We start from the raw sequence: 17,803 nt of genomic DNA, 5'->3' as shown, positions 1-17,803 counted from the left end.
CGGAGGGAGGGGACCTCGATGAGCATGGCCGGCCTCACGTTGCCGTCGGTCGACGGCGACCTCGACCTTCGGGTACGCCGCCGGCTGGCCGAGGTGGAGGACGAGCTCGACCGGGTGGCGGCCAGCGAGTTCGGCTTCGTCACCGAGGCCGCCCAGCACCTGATCCACGCGGGCGGCAAGCGGTTCCGGCCGCTGCTGGTGGTGCTGGGCGCGGAGTTCGGCGAGCCCTCCTCCTCAGCCGGTGACGTCGTGGCGGTGGCCACCGCGCTGGAGCTGATCCACCTCGCGACGCTGCACCACGACGACGTGATGGACGAGGCGGCGCTGCGCCGCGGCGCTCCCAGCGCGAACGCCCGGTGGGACAACACCGTGGCGATCCTCACCGGCGACTACCTCTTCGCCCGGGCCTCGGACCGGATGGTCGACCTCGGCCTGGAGGCGGTCCGCATCCAGTCGCAGACGTTCGCCCGGCTGGTCGAGGGGCAGATCCGGGAGACGCTCGGGCCGACCGAGGACGAGGACAGGCTCGACCACTACCTCGCCGTGCTCGCCGACAAGACCGGCTCGCTGATCGCCACGTCGGCGCGCCTCGGGGCCAAGGTCGCCGGCACCCCGGGCGACATCGAGCGGGTGATGACGGAGTACGGCGAGAAGATCGGGATCGCGTTCCAGCTCTCCGACGACGTACTCGACATCGCCAGCGACGCCGACCAGTCCGGCAAGACGCCCGGCACCGACCTGCGCGAGGGCATCCCGACGCTGCCGATGCTGCTGGCCCAGCGATCCACCGACCCGGCCGACGGCCGGCTGCTGGAGCTGTTGTCCGGTCCGCTGCCCGACGACGCCCGGCATGCCGAGGCGCTGTCACTGTTGCGGGCCCACCCGGCGATGGACCAGGCCCGGGCGATCGTGCAGCAGTGGGCCGACGAGGCGCGGGCCACATTGCGCTACCTGCCCGACATTCCCGCGCGGGACGCGCTGGCCGGGCTGTGCGACCTCGTGGTCTCCCGTACCGGCTGACCATCTCCCGGCGGGTTCCACACCGCCGAGGCCGGGTCGCGCCGGGCGAACGTACCTTCCCGCCGGATCACGTGCCAGCGCAGCGGCGCACCCGCGACCGCCGTGACCACCGACTGGATCACCACGAGATACATCAGCTGGCGGTAGACGAACTGCTGCAACGGCAGGGTCCACAGCGGAGTGAGGCGTTCCCCGTCCAGGCGGAGCGCGTATGCCCCCAGGAACGCCTGCACTGCCACGAACGCCGCCCAGACCGCGACCACCCGCGCCGGCTCACCGAAGAACAGTCCGTACAGCGCGAACACGTCGACCGCCGGCGCCAGCAGCGGAAGCACGACCTGGAAGACCGCGAGGTAGGGAAGCGCCCGGCGGCCGAACCGTCCCGAGGGGCCGCGCTCGACCAGCGCGTGACGGTGCTTCCACATCGACTGCAACGTGCCGTAGCACCAGCGGTACCGCTGCCGCCACAGCTGCCGCAGCGAGCCGGGTGCCTCCGTCCAGGCCCGGGCGGTCTCCTCGTACACCACCCGCCAGCCGGCCCGGCAGACCGCCATCGTCAGGTCGGTGTCCTCTGCCAGGGTGTCGATGCTCACCGGGCCTGTCATCGCGTACGTGCTCCCCGGCCCCTCGGGGTCGGCCGCGTCGGCCAGTGCCTGCCGCCGGAACGCACCGATCGCGCCCGGCACCGTCGGCATGCACTCCAGCACGTCGAACATCCGCCGGTCGAGGTTGAAGCCGATGACGTACTCGATGTGCTGCCAGCGTCCCAGGATCCCGCCCGCGTTGCCTACCTTGGTGTTGCCGCTGACCGCCCCGACCGTGGGGTTGGCGAACGGCGCGACCAGGCGGCCGATGGTGTCCGGCTGGAACACGGTGTCGCCGTCGACCAGGACCAGGATCTCGTGGCGGGCGTACGCGATGCCGGTGTTGAGCGCGGCCGGCTTGCCGGCGTTGGCCTGGGAGAGGACGGTCACCCCGGGCAGGTCGAGGTCACGGGCGATCAGCGCGGTGTCGTCGGTCGAGCCGTCGTCGACCACGATGACTTCCACCGGGCCCGGGTAGGTGGTCCGCACCAGTGAGCCGACCGTCGCCGCGATCCCGGCCGCCTCGTTGTAGGCGGGCACGACGACCGAGACCGGCGGGTAGTACCAACCCGGCTCGTTCTCCGGTCGCCGGCGGCGGCGGTCGCGGCGGGTCCGGCGGACGTGCATCCGGGCGATGGCGGCCAGGATCACCACCCGCGCCACCGTGAGCACCCCGGCGACGGCCAGGGCGTAGGTGAGCCCGACCGCCGCGATCCGGCCGATCTGTTGCGCGGCGACGACGGTGCGGCCCGCGATGCGTTCCGGGAGGCTCACGGGTACGGCCGCGTGCCGCAGGCGCAGTGCGTCCGAAACCGTGGTGGCGCGGTATCCGCGTTCGTCCAGCCGGGTCAGCAGTTTGTCCAGGGCGGCGACGGTCCTGGACCGGTCGCCGCCACCGTCGTGCATCAGGACGACGGCGCCGCGCTGTCCGGAGGGTGTCGCTCGCGCCACGATCTGGTCAGCGGTCCGGTTGTCCCAGTCCTTGGTGTCGTGGTCGGCGAGTACCACGAGGTAGCCCGCGCGCCCGGCGTCCCGCGCGGCGGCGTAGTCGGGGCCGGTGAGCTCGGAGGGCTTGCCGGAGTACGGCGGCCGCAGCAGGTGCGTGTGCAGGCCGAGGGCGCCGGCGAGCGCCTTCTGGGTCAGGCCGAGCTCCAGCCCGCGTTGCCAGGTGGGCGTACGGGCGAGGTCGACGTGGGTGTATGTGTGCGAACCGATCTCGTGTCCCTCGGCCACGATCCGGCGGGCCAGCGCGGGGTAGATGGCGACCTTGGAGCCGAGGACGAAGAACGTCGCCCTCGCGTGGTGGCGCCGAAGGACCTCCAGGATCCGCGGCGTCCATCGCGGGTCCGGCCCGTCGTCGAAGGTGAGGGCGACCGTGCGCGCCGGCATCGCCGCGGTGTTCGGGCGGTCACCGCTGAGGTCGAGGACCGGCCGGTCGTCGCGGAGGGCGGCGCGCGGGACCCGGTCACCACCGGCCGTCGTCCGAGGCGCGTCGGTGAGGTCGTTCCAGCTGCGCTGGACGTACCCCTGCACCAGCAGGACGCCGACCAGCGTGGCAAGCAGCAGCCCGACCAGAAACCAGTGATGGCGGGGCTCCCGGATCCGCAGGTGTCGGGCCACGGCGGCGGGCCTACTGCTTGGGCTTCGGGGTGGGGGAGTGCGTCGCTCGTCCGTGCCCCTTCGGATTCGCGGTCGGCGTGGGGGCCGGACGGGGCGTCGCGGTAGGGGTGGGGGTCGGTGTGGGCGCGGACGTGCGGGTCCGCGTGGGTGTCGGCGTCGGCTTCGTGGTCGGTGCGCTCGTGACCCTCGGCGTGGGCGCCGGGGCCGGAACCCGCCGAGTCGCCGTGGGGATCGGCGACGGCGTCCTGGTGGTTCGCTGGGTGGTGCGCGCGTCCGGTGTCGGTCTCCGCGTCTCCAGCTTGCGGCCGGAGACCTTCGAGTCCACCGACGGGGAGGGCGTGGGCGTCGCCGTCGGCTCCGGGAGGGAGGCCGGCCGGCCGAGGCTCCACGGCGTCGACTGCAACCCGGAGCCGCTCACCAGGCTGATGCACAACAGGGCCAGCGAGACCACCACGACCCCGCCGAGGATCAGCCCGGCCTTGCGGACACGACGATGCCGGCGTCCGGAGTCATCCACGAACACCGCGTGTTTTCCGCCTGGGTGTTTTCGCACGGCGGCCCAGTGTAGGAGTGGTTCGACCGGTTTGGCACGGTCCGACTCCCGGAGTTGGTCAAGGTCAACTCTGTGTCAGCAGCCGCCGCCGTAGCGTGGCCAGCTCCGCGGGGGTGTCCACGTCGTCGGGCGCGCCCACGTCGTCGCAGGGGACCGGTGTCGTGAGGTCCGGGTTCGCGCGGAGGAAGGCTCGGGCGCCGGTGTCCCCGGAGGCCTGCGCGGCGACGTCGGCCCAGGTCGAACGCGCGAGCAGGACCGGGTTGCGGGGCAGGCCGCCGTACGTCGCGACCGCGGTGACCGCCCCGCCGTCGTACGCCTGCCGCAGCCGGCGGACCACTTCGGGCGTGACCAGCGGCTGGTCCACCAGGGCGACGACGACCGCCTCGACCTGGGACGGCAGCGCGGCGAGGCCGGCGCGCAGGGACGACGCCAGGCCGGCCCGCCAGTCCTCGTTGAGTACGACGGTCGCGCCGGCCAGGTCGGCGGCGGCGAGCACCTCGTCGTGGGCCGCGCCCAGGACGACGTGGACCGGCGTACACCCGCCGGCGGTCAGGGTGGCCAGGCCGCGCTCGACGAGCAGTCGGCCGTCGAGGTCGACCAGCGCCTTGGGCCGGCCGAGCCGCCGCCCCTCACCGGCTGCGAGCAGCAGCCCCGCAACGGTCATGCCCTCACGGTAGCGGCAGCGGGTCTCCCGCCCGGGCCGCCGACCGTGGGTCGAGGAGGACCTCGGTGACCGACCGGCCGGGCACGAACGACTGCTCGTCGTCACACAGCGGGGTCCACGCGTCCGTTCCCTCGCGGTCGGCTTCACCGTCGTCGGCGGGCCGGGCGGCGTACAACGTGCCGTGGTCGAGCAGAGCCAGGTTGTGGCGGTGCTCGGCGGCGGTGGCGCCCCGGCGCACCCGGTCACGGGACACGAACCGGAACCGCGCACCGCTCGGCTCGGCGGTGGCGACCATGCCGACCATGTCAGCCGTGACCCGCCCGTCCGCGGTGAGCGAGATCGCCACGCGGTCGCGCTGGAACCGTCCGAGCATGGTGCGCTTGCGCGGCGTCGCGTCCGGGTCGTAGGGGTCGAGCTCGACCAGCCAGCCGAACCGGTTGGCCTCGTGCGGGTCCCGGGCGAGGTTCTGGTGGGCGTTCGGGTGGACGGCCCGCTCGCCGTGCAGGGTCGTGCCCCACGGTGTGACGGCCAGGCATCGGCGGGCCGACGTGCCCAGGACGCGGCGGCCGGAGGGGTCCGCCACAGTACGCAGCAGTCGGTGCCCGGCGGCCGGTCCGGTGAGCACGAACGGCGCCCGCGCGGTGAACACGCGGTTGTACGGGAGGTCGCCGCCGAGGACCTCCTGCCAGTCACCGGCCGGGACGGTCCGCCGGACCGCCAGCACGAACAGCTCACACAGGTTGCTCGGTTCGCTCGGTTCGCTCAGTTCGCTCAGGTTGTTCAGGGGTTCGGCGGACACGCCGACCGCCTCGCGCCCGGTCACCATCAGGGCCTGGCCGGCGCCGCGGTGGCAGCTTCGTCCGCGGGACCACTCCAGCGGCAGGACGACCGCGCCGTCACCGGCGTTGTCGGGCACCGGCGCCCGGGAGAACTGCCGCGGCAGCAGGGACGACAGAGGATTCATCCGGGCGCCTCCAGGTCCGGATCGGGGTCACCGATCGCGACGCTAGAGGGCCCGGGCGGCCGGCCCTGGGCCGGAAGTTGAACGGACGGGGTCGGTCCGGCGTACTCCGGCTACCGGCGTACGCCGTCGACGTAGGTCTCGACTCCCTCGTCGTAGAACGACAGGTGGTCCGTGATCCCCGCGACGTCCTCCTTCGGCTCGGGATAGGCCCATGCCGCGTCCCTGACCGATTCGTCGTCGGCGAACGCCCAGTACGACGCGACTCCCTTGAACGGGCAGGTCGTGTGGGAGTCGGTGGCCAGAATCAGGTCCGTCCGCACGTCCTCGACCGGGATGTACAGACGGTCGCCCAGCCCGGTCTCGGTCAGCACCAGCGCCCGGTCGGTCTCCGCGACGACGCGGCCGCCGTGTTCGATCCGCACGTGCCGGGTGCTCGGGGCGACGCTGACTTTGTGGAAGAGGTTGCGTACGGCCATGGTGATCTCCGTCCTGGCTGCGTGGCGGTGGCTTCCTTCCACCGTACGGTCGGACCGAATGTCCGCGAGTGGTCCGAATCGCCCAGCCGTGTGGGCACATTGTGGGCACCGAGAGCGAGCTCGTCTCGTTGTCCGGACGGAAGCAGACCGCGAAGCAGGCAACACTGACGTACGGGGAAGGTGGGCAATGCTGAAGGTCATCGGTGCGGGGTTCCCGCGGACCGGCACCACGTCGATGAAGGCCGCACTGGAGCAGTTGGGCTTCGGGCCCTGCCACCACATGTTCGAGGTGATCCAGCACCCGGAGCAGCAGGGGAAGTGGCGGCAGGTCATCGAGAACGACGGCCGGGTCGACTGGACCTGGGCGCTGGAAGGCTACAAGTCGTCGGTCGACTGGCCGAGTTCGTACTACTGGCGGGAGCTGATGGCCGCCTTCCCCGACGCGAAGGTGCTGCTGACCGTGCGCGACCCGCACCGCTGGTACGCCAGCGTGCGCGACACGATCTTCACGTTCACCCGCGAGGGCGAGCGCGCCGAACGCGCCGGCCGGCGGCCGCCCAATCCGCTCGCACCGGTCCTCGGCCGCCTGTGGGCCGGAACGTTCGGCGAGGAGATGGGGGAGGAGATGCCGGCCGAGGACCATGCGGTGGACGTGTTCGAACGCCACCTCGCGACCGTACGCGAGACCGTGCCTGCCGACCGGCTGCTGGTGCACGAGGCACGTGACGGGTGGGAGCCGCTGTGCGACTTCCTCGGCGTCCCCGAGCCGGAGACGGGCTACCCGCACCTGAACGACGGCGACACGATGCGGCGGATGGCCGAACGTGCCCGCACCGGCGAGGTCCCGGAGAGCTTCACCCTGGAGGACCTGCGCAAGCCCGGCAGCTGAGACGTGCCCTGGCCCGGTGGGTCAGACGCATTCCAGCGGGCGGTGGGGTGGCGGCGGGAGGGTGACCACGATCGGGTCGCCCGGAGCCACCTCGCCGCCGGTCCGCACGATCCCCATGATGCCGGCCCGGCGGACGACCGAACCGTCCTCGGCCCGGCCGACCACCCGGGCGAGCACGCCGGTGCGGAAGTCCTCGATCTGCCGGCAGGGGTTGCGCAGCCCGGTCACCTCGACCTCGGCGGTCTGCCCGAGCCGGAGCAGGGTGCCGGTCGGCAGGCCGAGCAGATCGACGCCCTCTGTGGTGACGTTCTCCCCGAGCTGGCCGGGCGCCACGTCGTACCCCGCCTCGATGAGCTCGGCGAGCAGTTCGGCGTGGATGAGGTGGACCTGGCGGAGATTCGGCTGGCTGGGGTCGCGGGCCACCCGGGAGCGGTGCTTCACCGTCGTACCCAGGTGCGCGTCGCCCTCCACCCCCAACCCGGCGAGCAGCCGGATGCGGTCGCGGCCCGGCTTGCTGAACGTGTGTGTTCCGCTGCTGCTGACCGCGCGTACGACCGCACTGCTGTCCGGCGCGTTCTGGTCCATCGGCTCGGCCCCTTCTCCGCGGCTCTACGACCCTGCGTTCTGACGATCAGTCCGGCTCAGTCCGACTCAGTCCGGCTCAGTCCGGCTCGGTGACCGGCATCGGGGCACCCGCCGACCGCTCGGCGGCTGAGGCGTTCGCGTCCGCTCGCGCGGCAGCCACCTTCCCGGCGACCGTACGACGCCGACGGCGCAGCCCGTCCCAGGTGAACACGACCACGGCGAGCCACACGAATCCGAAGCCCACCAGCCGGTCCGGCGGCATCGGCTCGTGGAACACGAGCACGCCGAGCAGGAACTGCAGCGTCGGCGCGAGGTACTGCAGGATGCCGAGCAGCGTCATGGGCACCCGGGTGGCCGCACCGGCGAACAGCAGCAGCGGAATCGCCGTCACCACCCCGGCTCCGGCCAGCAGCACCGCCTGCCCGGCGCCGTGGTGCCCGAACGCCGCGGTGCCCTGCACCTGCAGCCAGAGCAGGTAGCCGAGGGCGAGTGGCGTCACCACCGAGGTCTCCACCATCAGGCTCTCGATGGCGGCGACGTTCGCCTTCTTCTTGCAGTAGGCGTACGCGGTGAAGGTCGCCGCCAGGATGAATGCCACCCACGGCGGCCGGCCGTGCGACACGGTGAGGATGACCACCGCCACGGCGGCCAGGCCGACCGCCGTCCACTGCACCCGGTTGAGGCGTTCGCCGAGGAAGGCCACGCCGACCAGCACGATGACCAGCGGGTTGATGTAGTAGCCGAGCGCGGTCTCCACCACGTGGTCGTGGTTGACCGCCCAGATGTAGGTGCCCCAGTTGATCGTGACGACGACGCCGGCGGTGGCGAGGTAGCCGATGGTCGCCGGGGTTTCGCGCAGGCGCGCCCACCAGCCCGGGCGGGGCCGGACGCGCAGCACGATCACCGCGAAGACCAGCGACCACACCATCCGGTGGGCGAGGATCTCCAGCGAACCGGCCGGCTGCAGCAGCGGCCAGTAGAGCGGGAAGAGTCCCCACGCGGCGTAGGCGGCCGCACCGAAGACCAGCCCCCGCCGGTTCTCGTCGACGGGGGCGGCTACGGGTGACGCGGGAGGCTGGTGGGAGGGCGAGCCGGCGGACTCCTCCGACAGGCCCGTACTCACGCGTCCGCGCCGACGGTCCAGGTGTCGGACCCGCGCAGGAGTTGGTCGAGGTCGCTGTCGCCGACCTCGACGCCGGTGTCGGTGGTGGTGCCGTGCGCGTCGCGGGCCAGCCGGACCTGCTCGCGGGCGAGGTCGTCGTACGACGGCCGGTCCACGTCGCGGAAGATGCCGATCGGCGTACGGGCCAACGTCTGCGCGTCGGACAGCCGGGACAGCGCGAACGCGGTCGTCGGGTCGTCGGCGTGCGCGTCGTGCACGAGGAGGGCGTCGGTGCCGACCTCGGCGACCGGCATCACCCGCAGCTGACCGGAGGCCGGGTCGCGGACCACGCCGAGCTCGCCGTCGGCGCCGAACCGGATCGGCCGGCCGTGCTCGAGCCGGATGACCGCCTCGTCCTGGGTGTCCTTGTCCTTGAGCAGGTCGAACGCGCCGTCGTTGTAGATGTTGCAGTTCTGGTAGATCTCCACCAGCGACGTGCCCCGGTGGGCGACGGCCGCGCGCAGCACCGAGGTGAGGTGCTTGCGGTCGGTGTCCAGCGTCCGCCCCACGAACGTCGCCTCCGCGCCGAGCGCCAGCGAGACGGGGTTGAACGGCGCGTCCAGCGACCCCATCGGCGTCGACTTGGTGATCTTGCCGCGTTCGGACGTGGGGGAGTACTGCCCCTTGGTGAGGCCGTAGATGCGGTTGTTGAACAGCAGGATGTTGAGGTTGACGTTGCGGCGCAGCGCGTGGATCAGGTGGTTGCCGCCGATGGACAGCCCGTCGCCGTCACCGGTGATCACCCAGACCGACAGGTCGGGCCGCGACGTCGCCAGGCCGGTGGCGATCGCGGGCGCCCGGCCGTGGATGCTGTGCATGCCGTAGGTGTTCAGGTAGTACGGGAACCGGCTGGAGCAGCCGATCCCGGACACGAACACGATGTTCTCGCGAGGAACGCCCAGCTCGGGCAGGAAGCCCTGCACCGCGGCGAGGATCGCGTAGTCGCCGCAGCCGGGGCACCAGCGCACCTCCTGGTCGGAGGTGAAGTCCTTGCGGTTCTGCGGCAGGTCGGTGGTGGTGACGCCGCGCAGACCGGGAACGGGCAGGTCGGTTGCGCTCATCGGTGGGACTCCTCCGTCTGCTCGAGGTCGAGCGATCCCGCGAGTTCGGTGATGGCGCCGGTGAGCTCGCCCGCGCTGAACGGCAGGCCGCGCACGCGGTTGTAGCTCACGACGTCGACCAGGTAGCGGGCGCGCAGCAGCATGGACAGCTGGCCGAGGTTCATCTCCGGGACCAGCACACGGTCGTAGCTGCGCAGGACCTCGCCGAGGTCGGGCGGGAACGGGTTCAGGTGCCGCAGGTGCGCCTGGGCGACCGGGATGCCGTGCTCGCGCACTGCCCGGCAGGCGGCACCGATCGGTCCGTACGTCGAACCCCAGCCGAGCACCAGGATCCGCGCGTCGGAGGTCGGGTCGTCCACCTCCAGCGGCGCGACCGAGCGGGCCACGGCGTCCACCTTGGCCTGCCGGGTGCGCACCATCAGCTCGTGGTTGGCCGCGTCGTAGGAGATGTTGCCGTGGCCGTCGGCCTTCTCCAGTCCGCCGACGCGGTGTTCGAGGCCGGGCGTGCCGGGCACCGCCCAGGGACGGGCAAGGGTCTCCGGGTCACGCTTGTACGGCCAGAACGCGCGGTCGCCGTTCTCGGTCTGGTGGTTGGGCTCGGTGGCGAAGTCGACCCGGATCTCCGGCAGCTCCGCGGTCTTCGGGATCCGCCAGGGCTCGGAGCCGTTGGCGAGGTAGCCGTCGGACAGCAGGATCACCGGGGTGCGGTAGGTGACCGCGATCCGGACGGCCTCGATCGCGGCGTCGAAGCAGTCGGCCGGCGACTGGGGCGCCACGATCGGCAGCGGCGCCTCGCCGTTGCGGCCGTACATCGACTGCAGTAGGTCGGCCTGCTCGGTCTTGGTCGGCATGCCGGTGGACGGACCTGCGCGCTGGATGTCGCAGACGACCAGCGGCAGCTCGAGTGCCACCGCGAGGCCGATGGTCTCCGCCTTCAGCGCCATGCCCGGCCCGGACGTCGTGGTGACGCCGAGGGAGCCGCCGAACGCCGCACCGAGCGCCGCGGTGACCCCGGCGATCTCGTCCTCGGCCTGGAACGTCGTGACGCCGAACCGCTTGTGCTTGCTCAGCTCGTGCAGGACGTCGCTGGCCGGGGTGATCGGGTAGGACCCGAGGAACATCGGCAGGTCGGCCCGCCGCGCGCCGGCGATCAGGCCGTACGCCAGGGCAAGGTTGCCGGAGATGTTGCGGTAGTGGCCGGACTTCATCTCCGCCGGCTTGACCTGGTAGGAGACGGCGAACGCCTCCGCGGTCTCGCCGAAGTTCCACCCCGCCCGGAAGGCGGCGACGTTCGCGTCCCGGACGGCGGGATTGCGGGCGAACTTCGCGTGCAGGAACGACAGGGTCGAGTCGGTCGGGCGGTTGTAGAGCCAGGACACCAGGCCCAGGGCGTACATGTTCTTGGACCGCGAGGCGTCCTTGCGGGTCAGCCCGAACTCCTTGACCGCCTCGGCGGTCGCGCTGGTCAGCGGGAACGAGTGCGTTTGGTACGCGTCCAGCGAGCCGTCCTCGAGCGGGTTGGCGTCGTAGCCCACCCGGGTGAGGTTGCGCTTGGTGAACTCGTCGGAGTCGACGATCAGCGTGGCCCCGCGCGGCAGCTCCGGCAGGTTGGCCTTGAGGGCCGCGGGGTTCATCGCCACCAGGACGTCCGGGGCGTCGCCCGGGGTAAGAATGTCGTGGTCGGCGAAGTGGATCTGGAAGGACGAGACTCCCGGCAGGGTGCCCGCTGGTGCCCGGATTTCGGCCGGGAAGTTGGGTAGCGTCGAAAGATCGTTTCCGAACGACGCGGTTTCCTGGGTGAACCGGTCACCGGCCAGCTGCATCCCATCTCCGGAGTCACCGGCAAATCGGATGATGACACGGTCGACCTGCAGGACCTGTTTGGTCACTGGGTGAACGACCTCCTCGACGCCCGCGCAGGAATGTTCTCCGCCGTCCTGTGCGGCGCAATCCCATTTGGTACTTCTATGCTACGTCCGGGCCGTGGTGTGCCGTGGGGGCGACCGCACTGTGGAACGCCCTTGCAGTGCGCGTGTCGACTGTAACTCTCGGTGTTCGGGAGGGGTGCCGGATCGGCAACCTCGGGTGTTCCGGCGGCTCAGCCTCGGGCAGCTACAGGGAGGACCCCTCGATGCGACGACCCAACCGACCCGCACGTCGACCCTTGTCCGGATTCGGTCGACGACGTCGGTTTACGGCGGGCGCGGTCTCGGTCGCCGCTGTGGCGATGGCGTCGGCGATGGCCGCGTGCAGCGTGCTGCCCGGCGGTTCGTCCGACGACGAGTCCCCGGCGACCCGGCGGGTGTCGACCTACGACGAGGCGCAGGACGCGAAGGCGAAGGCGCCCGCACCGGAGGTGCCCGACGCGCGCAGCGGCGGGACGCTGCACGTGCTGTCGTCCGCGACGCCGCACACGTTCGACCCCACCCGGGTGTATCACCTGGACACGCTCGCCATCATGCGGATGGTCACCCGTGGCCTCACCCAGACGCGGTACGTCAAGGGCAAGCCGGTGCTGGTGCCCGACCTCGCCACCGACCTCGGCCGGCCGAACGCCGACTTCACCCGGTGGGAGTTCACCCTGCGGGACGGGCTGAAGTACGAGGACGGCTCGCCGGTGAAGGCGGCCGACGTGGCGTACGCGATCAAACGCCAGCTCGCGCAGGACGAGCTGTCCGGCGGTCCGACGTACGGCCTGGACTACTACCTCGGCGGCGACACCTACAAGGGGCCGTACAAGAGCGGCGACGACTTCGAAGGGGTCGAGACCCCCGACGAGAAGACCATCGTCGTGAAGATGCGAAAGCCCTTTCCGTCGATGCGCTACTACACCTCGCTGCCGACGTTCTCGCCGATCCCCAAGTCCAAGGACACCCGCGAGGACTACAGCAACCACCCGTTGGCCACCGGGCCGTACAAGTTCGGCAGCTACGACCCGGGCAAGAAGCTCGTGCTGGTGAAGAACCCCGAGTGGGACCCGAAGACCGACCCGAACCGCCACCAGTACGTCGACCAGATGGTGTTCGACTTCGGCCTGGACACCGACGAGGTGCAGCGGCGGGTCATCGCCGACAACGCCGAGGACCAGACCGCGCTGACGTACTCCAACATCCTGGCCTCGAACTACGACCACATCCGGGGCACGGACGCCCGCAGGCGGCTGGTGGTCGGGCCCAGCCCGTGCAGCTCCTACATGTGGATGGACACCCGCAAGATCCCGCTGGCGGTACGCCGCGCGGTGGCCAAGGCGTGGCCGCTGAGCTCGGAGAACCGCGCCGGTGGCGAGATTCCCGGCCTGACCTGGCGCCCGGCCACGACGATCATGCCGTCGGCCACGCCCGGCTGGCAGAACTTCGACGTGATCGGCAACAAGGGCGAGGGCGACGGCGATCCCGCGGCCGCCAAGAAGATGCTCACCGACGCGGGCCAGCTCGGCTTCGAGCTGTCGTTCTACTACTCCTCCGACGACGAGAACGAGGCGAAGATCGCCGCCGTACGGAAGAAGGCGCTCACCCGGGCGGGCTTCACCGTCAAGGCGATCCCGGCACCGTCGTCGCTGGCGCGGGACCTGGCCGACGACTCGATCCGCCCGGCCAACCTGCGTGACGGCAGCTGGTGCATGGACTGGGCCAGCGGCGACTCGGTGCTGCCGGCGATCCTGGACGGCAAGAAGGCCGACCTGCCGGGTGCGCCGGTTCCGTCGTTCCTCGACGTGCCCGCGGTCAACGACGAGATCGACCGGATCAGCGACCTGCCGGCGCAGAAGGCGCTGAACGCCTGGGGTCAGCTCGACAAGACGATCATGGAGAAGTACCTCCCGGCGGTTCCGCTCGGCGAGAGCGGGACGACGGTGATGCACGGTTCCCGGGTGGGCAACGTCATCATCGACTCCGTGGGCGGCATGCCGGACTTCAGCCAGATCTACGTGAGGTAGGTGACGGGCGGGCGGCGCTGCGGCGCGCAAGCGCTGGTTGACACGGCGGCCGGGGTACGCGAGGTCCGATATCCGCCGGTGTTCGCGGTCGTGGCGGGACACGATTGCCGGCATGAGCACATTCGAGATCGTGCCGATCAGCGCCGAGCGGCTGGACGCGATGCGCGTGCAGGGCGAGGACGAGTTCGGCAACGCCTGGAAGCCGTTTCCCGCCGAGGGCTGGGAACCGCTGCGGTGCTGCCTGCGCAAGTCCGAGCCGGACGAGGCGGTCGCCCTGATCTGCTACACGCCATGGACCGGGCCGAGCCCGTGGATGGAGGCGGGTCCGGTGTTCGTGCACGCCGAGCGGTGCGCGGGCTACCTCACGCCGGACCGCTATCCGGAGAACATGGCCCGGGGCAGGTGCATGTTCAACACCTTCGACCCAGACGGCAACCGGGCGTACGACCACATCACGTTCGTCTCACCGGGTGACTCCTACGAGGAGACGCTGGCCGAACTCCTGGGCCGGCCCGAGGTGGCGTTCGTGCACGTCCGCAGCGTCGACGCGGGATGCCTGGCCTTCGAGGCGCGCCCGGCCCGGTAGGTCTTCCGCCGTACGATCCTGGGCATGCTTCCCACGCTCGACGGGTTCACGCTGGAGTTGGTCCCGCACTGTTCGTCGGTGCCCCGCGAGGGCTGGTCCGGTGAGCACCGGGTCCGTCCCCTCAGCGAAGAAGGCCATGCGCAGGCCCGCGCTCTGGTGGGTGCGCTCGGCATCGACGTCGACGCGATCTACAGCAGCCCGGCGCTGCGGTGCCGGCAGACGGTTTCGCCGCTGGCCGATGTCGTCGGCCTGACGGTCATCGAACTGGCCGAACTGGACGAGGCGGCGGGGTTCGGGGAGCCGAGTGAGTGGATCGACGGGATCTTCGCGCCCGTCGGGATGGCGATCGGTGGCGCGTGGTCGGCCGGCCGTGCGGTGCGGGCCCTTGCCCTGATGGCGCGCAGCCATCCCGGCGGGCGAGTGGTCGCCAGCTCGCACGGGGACGTCATCCCGGTCTTCCTGTCGCTGGTGGCCGGGATGTACGCCCGGCCGCTGCCGGCGGTGGTCGATCGTGGCGGGTGGTACCGGCTGCGGTTCGCGACCGGCACCGTGACGCTCACCGGTCACGACGAGGTCGCCACGACCGCGCGCTGAGAACGGGGTCCACTTAGGGACGAGCGCTTCGCCGCAACACCGCCAACGCCTCCGCGCGTTCACGGTCGGCAGCGTCAGGTTCGAAGTCCTCAAACTGCCGGGCGAGCTCCTCGGCCTGCTCGATGATTTGTCGAATACCGCGAGGCATTGTGTGACGCTACCTCACTCCCGGCTACCTGTTCGGCTTCGGCGACGTTAAGAACTTTCCCCGTACGCCGTCGAGCGTCGACACTGAGACGTCCTCTCGAATCATCTACAGCAAGGTGCTACGCCAATGGCCGTACGGACGATCAGCTTTGCTCGCGGCGCGCCGAGCGCCGACATCCTCCCGCACGAGGCCGTGCGTGAGGCGGCCGCGCATGCCCTCGAGTCGGACTGGGAGAACGCGCTCAGCTATGGAACAGGGCGAGGGCACCCGGGGCTCTGCGAGTGGATCGCCGAGCGACACGGCGTCGACCCTGAGCAGGTGATGATCACCAACGGCTCGATGGAAGGAGCGGCGCTCCTCTTCCGCCACCTCGTCTCCGGTGGCGATCGCGTCGTGGTCGAGCAGCCCACCTACGACCGCACACTGCTTCTGCTTCAGCAGGCCGGCGCCGAGCTCGTGGGCGCGCCACTGGAGACCGACGGCATCGACCCGGCCGCGATCGAGGCTGCCTGTGCGCAGGACGAGGTCGGCCTGGTCCACGTGATCCCGAACTTCCACAACCCGGCCGGTTGCACGCTCTCGGCGGAGAAGCGCTCCCGGCTGGTGAAGCTGGCGGCCGACAACGGCTTCACCCTCTTCGAGGACGACCCGTACCGGCTGATCTCCTTCGACGAGGCTCAGGGGCCGACGATGCTCGACCTGGACAGCGCGGATCGGGTGATCCACGCCTCCTCCTTCTCGAAATCGATCAGCCCCGGGTGTGCGAGTGGGCTACCTGGTCGGGCCGGCCGGGCAGATCGCCACGCTCGCGAAGAGAGCCAACGAGCAGTACATCTCGCCGAACATGCTGGCGGAGTCGATCGTCTTCGAACTCTGCCGCTCAGGTGGCCTCGACGAGAACCTCAAGGTGGTGAACACCGCGCTTCGCGAGCGCCGGGACGTACTGGTGGAGGCTCTCCACAAGCACATCCCCGAGGCGGAGTTCGTCATCCCGGCGGGCGGCTACTTCCTCTGGCTCGACCTCAAAGACGTCGACTCCAGGGCGCTGCTCACCCACGCCAAGAGGGTGGGCGTCACCTTCGTGGCGGGCCCCGACTTCATGCTCGAGGGAGGTTCCTCGAGCCTGCGCCTGTCGTTCGCGCCGGTGCCGGCGAGCGAGGTCGCAGAAGGGGTGCGCCGACTCGCCCAGGCACTGGAGCGGGCGGTCGAGGATGCGCCCGCACCCTGAGGCCGGGAAGCACGCTTCGGGAGGACGCGACAACGCCCCCTTTCGGTCGTGGGTCAGGTCTGGTCGGCGTCCACCAGGCGGTGCAGGAACTGCCGGGTGCGCGGCTCGACGGGATCGTCGAGCACCTGCTCGGGTGGTCCCTGCTCGGCGATGACGCCGCGGTCGAGGAAGCACACCCGGTCCGCGACCCGGCGGGCGAAGCCCATCTCGTGGGTGGCGATCACCATCGTCATCCCGTCCCGGCGCAGGTCGGCGACCAGGGCGAGCACCTCGCCGACGAGTTCGGGATCGAGCGCGGACGTCACCTCGTCGAACAGCATCAGCCGGGGCGAGTTGACCAGCGCGCGTACGATCGCGGCGCGCTGCTGCTGCCCGCCGGACAGCCGGTCGGGATACTCGCGGGCCTTGTCGGCCAGCCCCACCCGGGCAAGGAGTTCGTGCGCTGCCTGCTCGGCGTCCTCCTTCGACCGGCCATGCACCCGGCGGGGTGCCAGCGTCACGTTGTCCAGCACGGTCAGATGCGGGAACAGGTTGTACGACTGGAACACCATGCCGATCCGCTGCCGGCACGCGTCGGCGTCCACGCGCGGATCGGTGATGTCGGTGCCGTCGAGGTGGATCGTTCCGTCGCTGACGCGTTCGAGCAGGTTGACGCAGCGCAGCAGGGTCGACTTGCCCGAACCGGACGCCCCGATGAGGACGACGACCTCGTGTTCGGCGACGGTGAGGTCGATGCCGCGCAGCACCTCCACCGTGGCCGACCGGCGGCCGAACCTCTTCCACACGTCGCGGCACTCCAGCACAGCGCTCATGCCGATCCCTCCGCGGACTGCCGGCGGGCGGCGCGTACGGTCACCGCGTCGGTGACGGCGACCAGTGGCACGGCCAGCGCGACGAACAACGCACCGGCCACGACGTACGGCGTGAAGTTGTACGTGGTGCCGACCGAGATCTCCGCTGCCCGGACCGCGTCGATCGGCCCGGCCAGCGAGATCAGCCCGACGTCCTTCTGCATCGCCACCAGGTCGTTCAGCAATGGCGGGCTGACCCGGCGCACGGCCTGGGGCAGCACGACGTACCGCATCGTCTGCCGGTAGCTGAGCCCGAGCGAGCGGGCGGCGGCCCGCTGGCTCGGATGCACCGACTCGATGCCGGCGCGGAACACCTCGGCGAGGTAGGCGCTGTAGGTGAGGATGATGGCGGCCGCACCCAGCACGATGACGCCGGGGGTGCCCCGCAGTCGCAGCCCGGGGACGCCGAGCGCCATGACGTAGATGACGATGATGAGGGGTACGCCGCGGAAGGCGTAGGTGTAGCCCGTCGACAGTGCCCGGATCGGGAACGCCACCGGGCCGCGGAGCGTACGCAGGAACGCGATCAGCAACCCCAACAGCAGCGAGCACGCCGCGCAGGCCAGCAGCAGGCGGAGGTTGAGCCACAGCCCGGACAGGATGTGCGGCAACGCCTGCCGGGCCACCTGCGGGTCGAGGAACGACGCTCTGACACGCTCCCAGCCGGGCGCGCCGGTGAGGGCGATGTAGAGGACCAGCCCGACGACCGCGGTGGAGACTGCGGCGACCAGCACCGACCGTACGGTCTGCCGGGAGCGGTAACGGTCGCGCTGGACCTGCAGCGGGCTGGGCACGTGACCGGACTCGCGGTGGGGGTCCGGTCCGGTGCCCGGTGCGCGGCGGCCGGGTGAGGTGGTGGACGACATCGGTCAGCTCGATCCCGT

16 protein-coding genes and 1 pseudogene are annotated in these 17,803 nt (G+C 71.0%); 6 read left to right on the top strand and 11 right to left on the bottom strand.

Annotation, left to right across the window (positions count from 1 at the left end):
- Window positions 1–18 precede the first annotated feature (18 nt).
- On the top strand, window positions 19–1,020 hold the full coding sequence (locus F4554_RS25740) for a polyprenyl synthetase family protein (protein WP_179789970.1): 1,002 nt from the start codon (window positions 19–21) through the stop codon (window positions 1,018–1,020).
- Here F4554_RS25740 and F4554_RS25735 read toward each other — a convergent pair.
- The 5 genes from F4554_RS25735 to F4554_RS25715 all read right to left on the bottom strand — a co-directional run bounded on the left by F4554_RS25735 (window position 948) and on the right by F4554_RS25715 (window position 5,881).
- On the bottom strand, window positions 948–3,224 hold the full coding sequence (locus tag F4554_RS25735) for a polysaccharide deacetylase family protein (RefSeq protein ID WP_179789969.1): 2,277 nt from the start codon (window positions 3,222–3,224) through the stop codon (window positions 948–950). The genes F4554_RS25740 and F4554_RS25735 overlap by 73 nt on opposite strands.
- Window positions 3,225–3,234: 10 nt before the next feature.
- Complete coding sequence (locus F4554_RS25730) at window positions 3,235–3,777, bottom strand: hypothetical protein (RefSeq protein ID WP_179789968.1); 543 nt, start codon at window positions 3,775–3,777, stop codon at window positions 3,235–3,237.
- A gap of 64 nt (window positions 3,778–3,841) precedes the next feature.
- Window positions 3,842–4,441, bottom strand: a complete 600-nt coding sequence (locus tag F4554_RS25725) for a nucleotidyltransferase family protein (protein ID WP_179789967.1) — start codon at window positions 4,439–4,441, stop codon at window positions 3,842–3,844.
- A gap of 4 nt (window positions 4,442–4,445) precedes the next feature.
- Window positions 4,446–5,405 (bottom strand): PhoX family protein, encoded by a 960-nt coding sequence (locus F4554_RS25720; protein WP_179789966.1) that lies wholly within the window; start codon window positions 5,403–5,405, stop codon window positions 4,446–4,448.
- Window positions 5,406–5,515: 110 nt separating this feature from the next.
- A complete protein-coding gene (locus F4554_RS25715) occupies window positions 5,516–5,881 on the bottom strand; it encodes a DUF427 domain-containing protein (protein ID WP_179789965.1) in 366 nt (121 codons plus the stop codon).
- 187 nt (window positions 5,882–6,068) lie between these two features.
- Between F4554_RS25715 and F4554_RS25710 the strand changes: the two genes are divergently transcribed.
- Window positions 6,069–6,770, top strand: a complete 702-nt coding sequence (locus F4554_RS25710; RefSeq protein ID WP_179789964.1) for a sulfotransferase family protein — start codon at window positions 6,069–6,071, stop codon at window positions 6,768–6,770.
- Window positions 6,771–6,791: 21 nt separating this feature from the next.
- Here F4554_RS25710 and F4554_RS25705 read toward each other — a convergent pair whose 3' ends face one another.
- The 4 genes from F4554_RS25705 to F4554_RS25690 all read right to left on the bottom strand — a co-directional run bounded on the left by F4554_RS25705 (window position 6,792) and on the right by F4554_RS25690 (window position 11,467).
- Window positions 6,792–7,355 (bottom strand): MOSC domain-containing protein, encoded by a 564-nt coding sequence (locus F4554_RS25705; RefSeq protein WP_179789963.1) that lies wholly within the window; start codon window positions 7,353–7,355, stop codon window positions 6,792–6,794.
- A 76-nt stretch (window positions 7,356–7,431) separates the two neighbouring features.
- The gene (rarD, locus tag F4554_RS25700; protein ID WP_337796200.1) at window positions 7,432–8,478 is read right to left on the bottom strand and encodes an EamA family transporter RarD; all 1,047 of its coding nucleotides are present in this window, start codon (window positions 8,476–8,478) and stop codon (window positions 7,432–7,434) included.
- On the bottom strand, window positions 8,475–9,578 hold the full coding sequence (locus F4554_RS25695; RefSeq protein WP_179789962.1) for a 2-oxoacid:ferredoxin oxidoreductase subunit beta: 1,104 nt from the start codon (window positions 9,576–9,578) through the stop codon (window positions 8,475–8,477). Before F4554_RS25695 ends, rarD begins: the two co-directional genes overlap by 4 nt.
- Window positions 9,575–11,467: a 2-oxoacid:acceptor oxidoreductase subunit alpha gene (locus F4554_RS25690; protein WP_179789961.1), complete on the bottom strand. Its 1,893-nt coding sequence runs from the start codon at window positions 11,465–11,467 to the stop codon at window positions 9,575–9,577. Before F4554_RS25690 ends, F4554_RS25695 begins: the two co-directional genes overlap by 4 nt.
- Before the next feature lie 338 nt (window positions 11,468–11,805).
- Between F4554_RS25690 and F4554_RS25685 the strand changes: the two genes are divergently transcribed.
- From F4554_RS25685 to F4554_RS34165, 4 genes and pseudogenes are all read left to right on the top strand, one after another.
- Window positions 11,806–13,512, top strand: coding sequence for an ABC transporter substrate-binding protein (locus F4554_RS25685; RefSeq protein ID WP_179789960.1), 1,707 nt, complete (start codon window positions 11,806–11,808; stop codon window positions 13,510–13,512).
- Between the two features lie 112 nt (window positions 13,513–13,624).
- Entirely contained in the window at window positions 13,625–14,098 is a 474-nt protein-coding gene (locus tag F4554_RS25680; protein WP_179789959.1) for a DUF1203 domain-containing protein, read from the top strand.
- 24 nt (window positions 14,099–14,122) lie between these two features.
- Window positions 14,123–14,692: a histidine phosphatase family protein gene (locus tag F4554_RS25675; protein ID WP_179789958.1), complete on the top strand. Its 570-nt coding sequence runs from the start codon at window positions 14,123–14,125 to the stop codon at window positions 14,690–14,692.
- A 274-nt stretch (window positions 14,693–14,966) separates the two neighbouring features.
- A pseudogene (locus F4554_RS34165) lies at window positions 14,967–16,068 on the top strand (aminotransferase-like domain-containing protein).
- Between the two features lie 53 nt (window positions 16,069–16,121).
- On the opposite strand, the gene F4554_RS25665 reads toward F4554_RS34165, so the two are convergent.
- Both F4554_RS25665 and F4554_RS25660 read right to left on the bottom strand, forming a co-directional pair.
- Window positions 16,122–16,880, bottom strand: a complete 759-nt coding sequence (locus F4554_RS25665; RefSeq protein ID WP_179789957.1) for an amino acid ABC transporter ATP-binding protein — start codon at window positions 16,878–16,880, stop codon at window positions 16,122–16,124.
- Window positions 16,877–17,785 carry an amino acid ABC transporter permease gene (locus F4554_RS25660; RefSeq protein ID WP_179789956.1) on the bottom strand — a complete coding sequence of 303 codons (909 nt, stop codon included), beginning with the start codon at window positions 17,783–17,785 and terminating at the stop codon, window positions 16,877–16,879. The genes F4554_RS25665 and F4554_RS25660 overlap by 4 nt, the downstream gene beginning before the upstream one ends.
- Between the last annotated feature and the right edge of the window lie 18 nt (window positions 17,786–17,803).

The sequence above is a fragment of the Actinopolymorpha rutila genome, from assembly GCF_013407855.1.
In the GTDB taxonomy this organism is placed as follows: Bacteria; Actinomycetota; Actinomycetes; order Propionibacteriales; family Actinopolymorphaceae; genus Actinopolymorpha; species Actinopolymorpha rutila.
The sequence above is the reverse complement of the archived record's forward strand: the minus strand, read 5'-3'. Positions and strand labels throughout refer to the sequence as shown.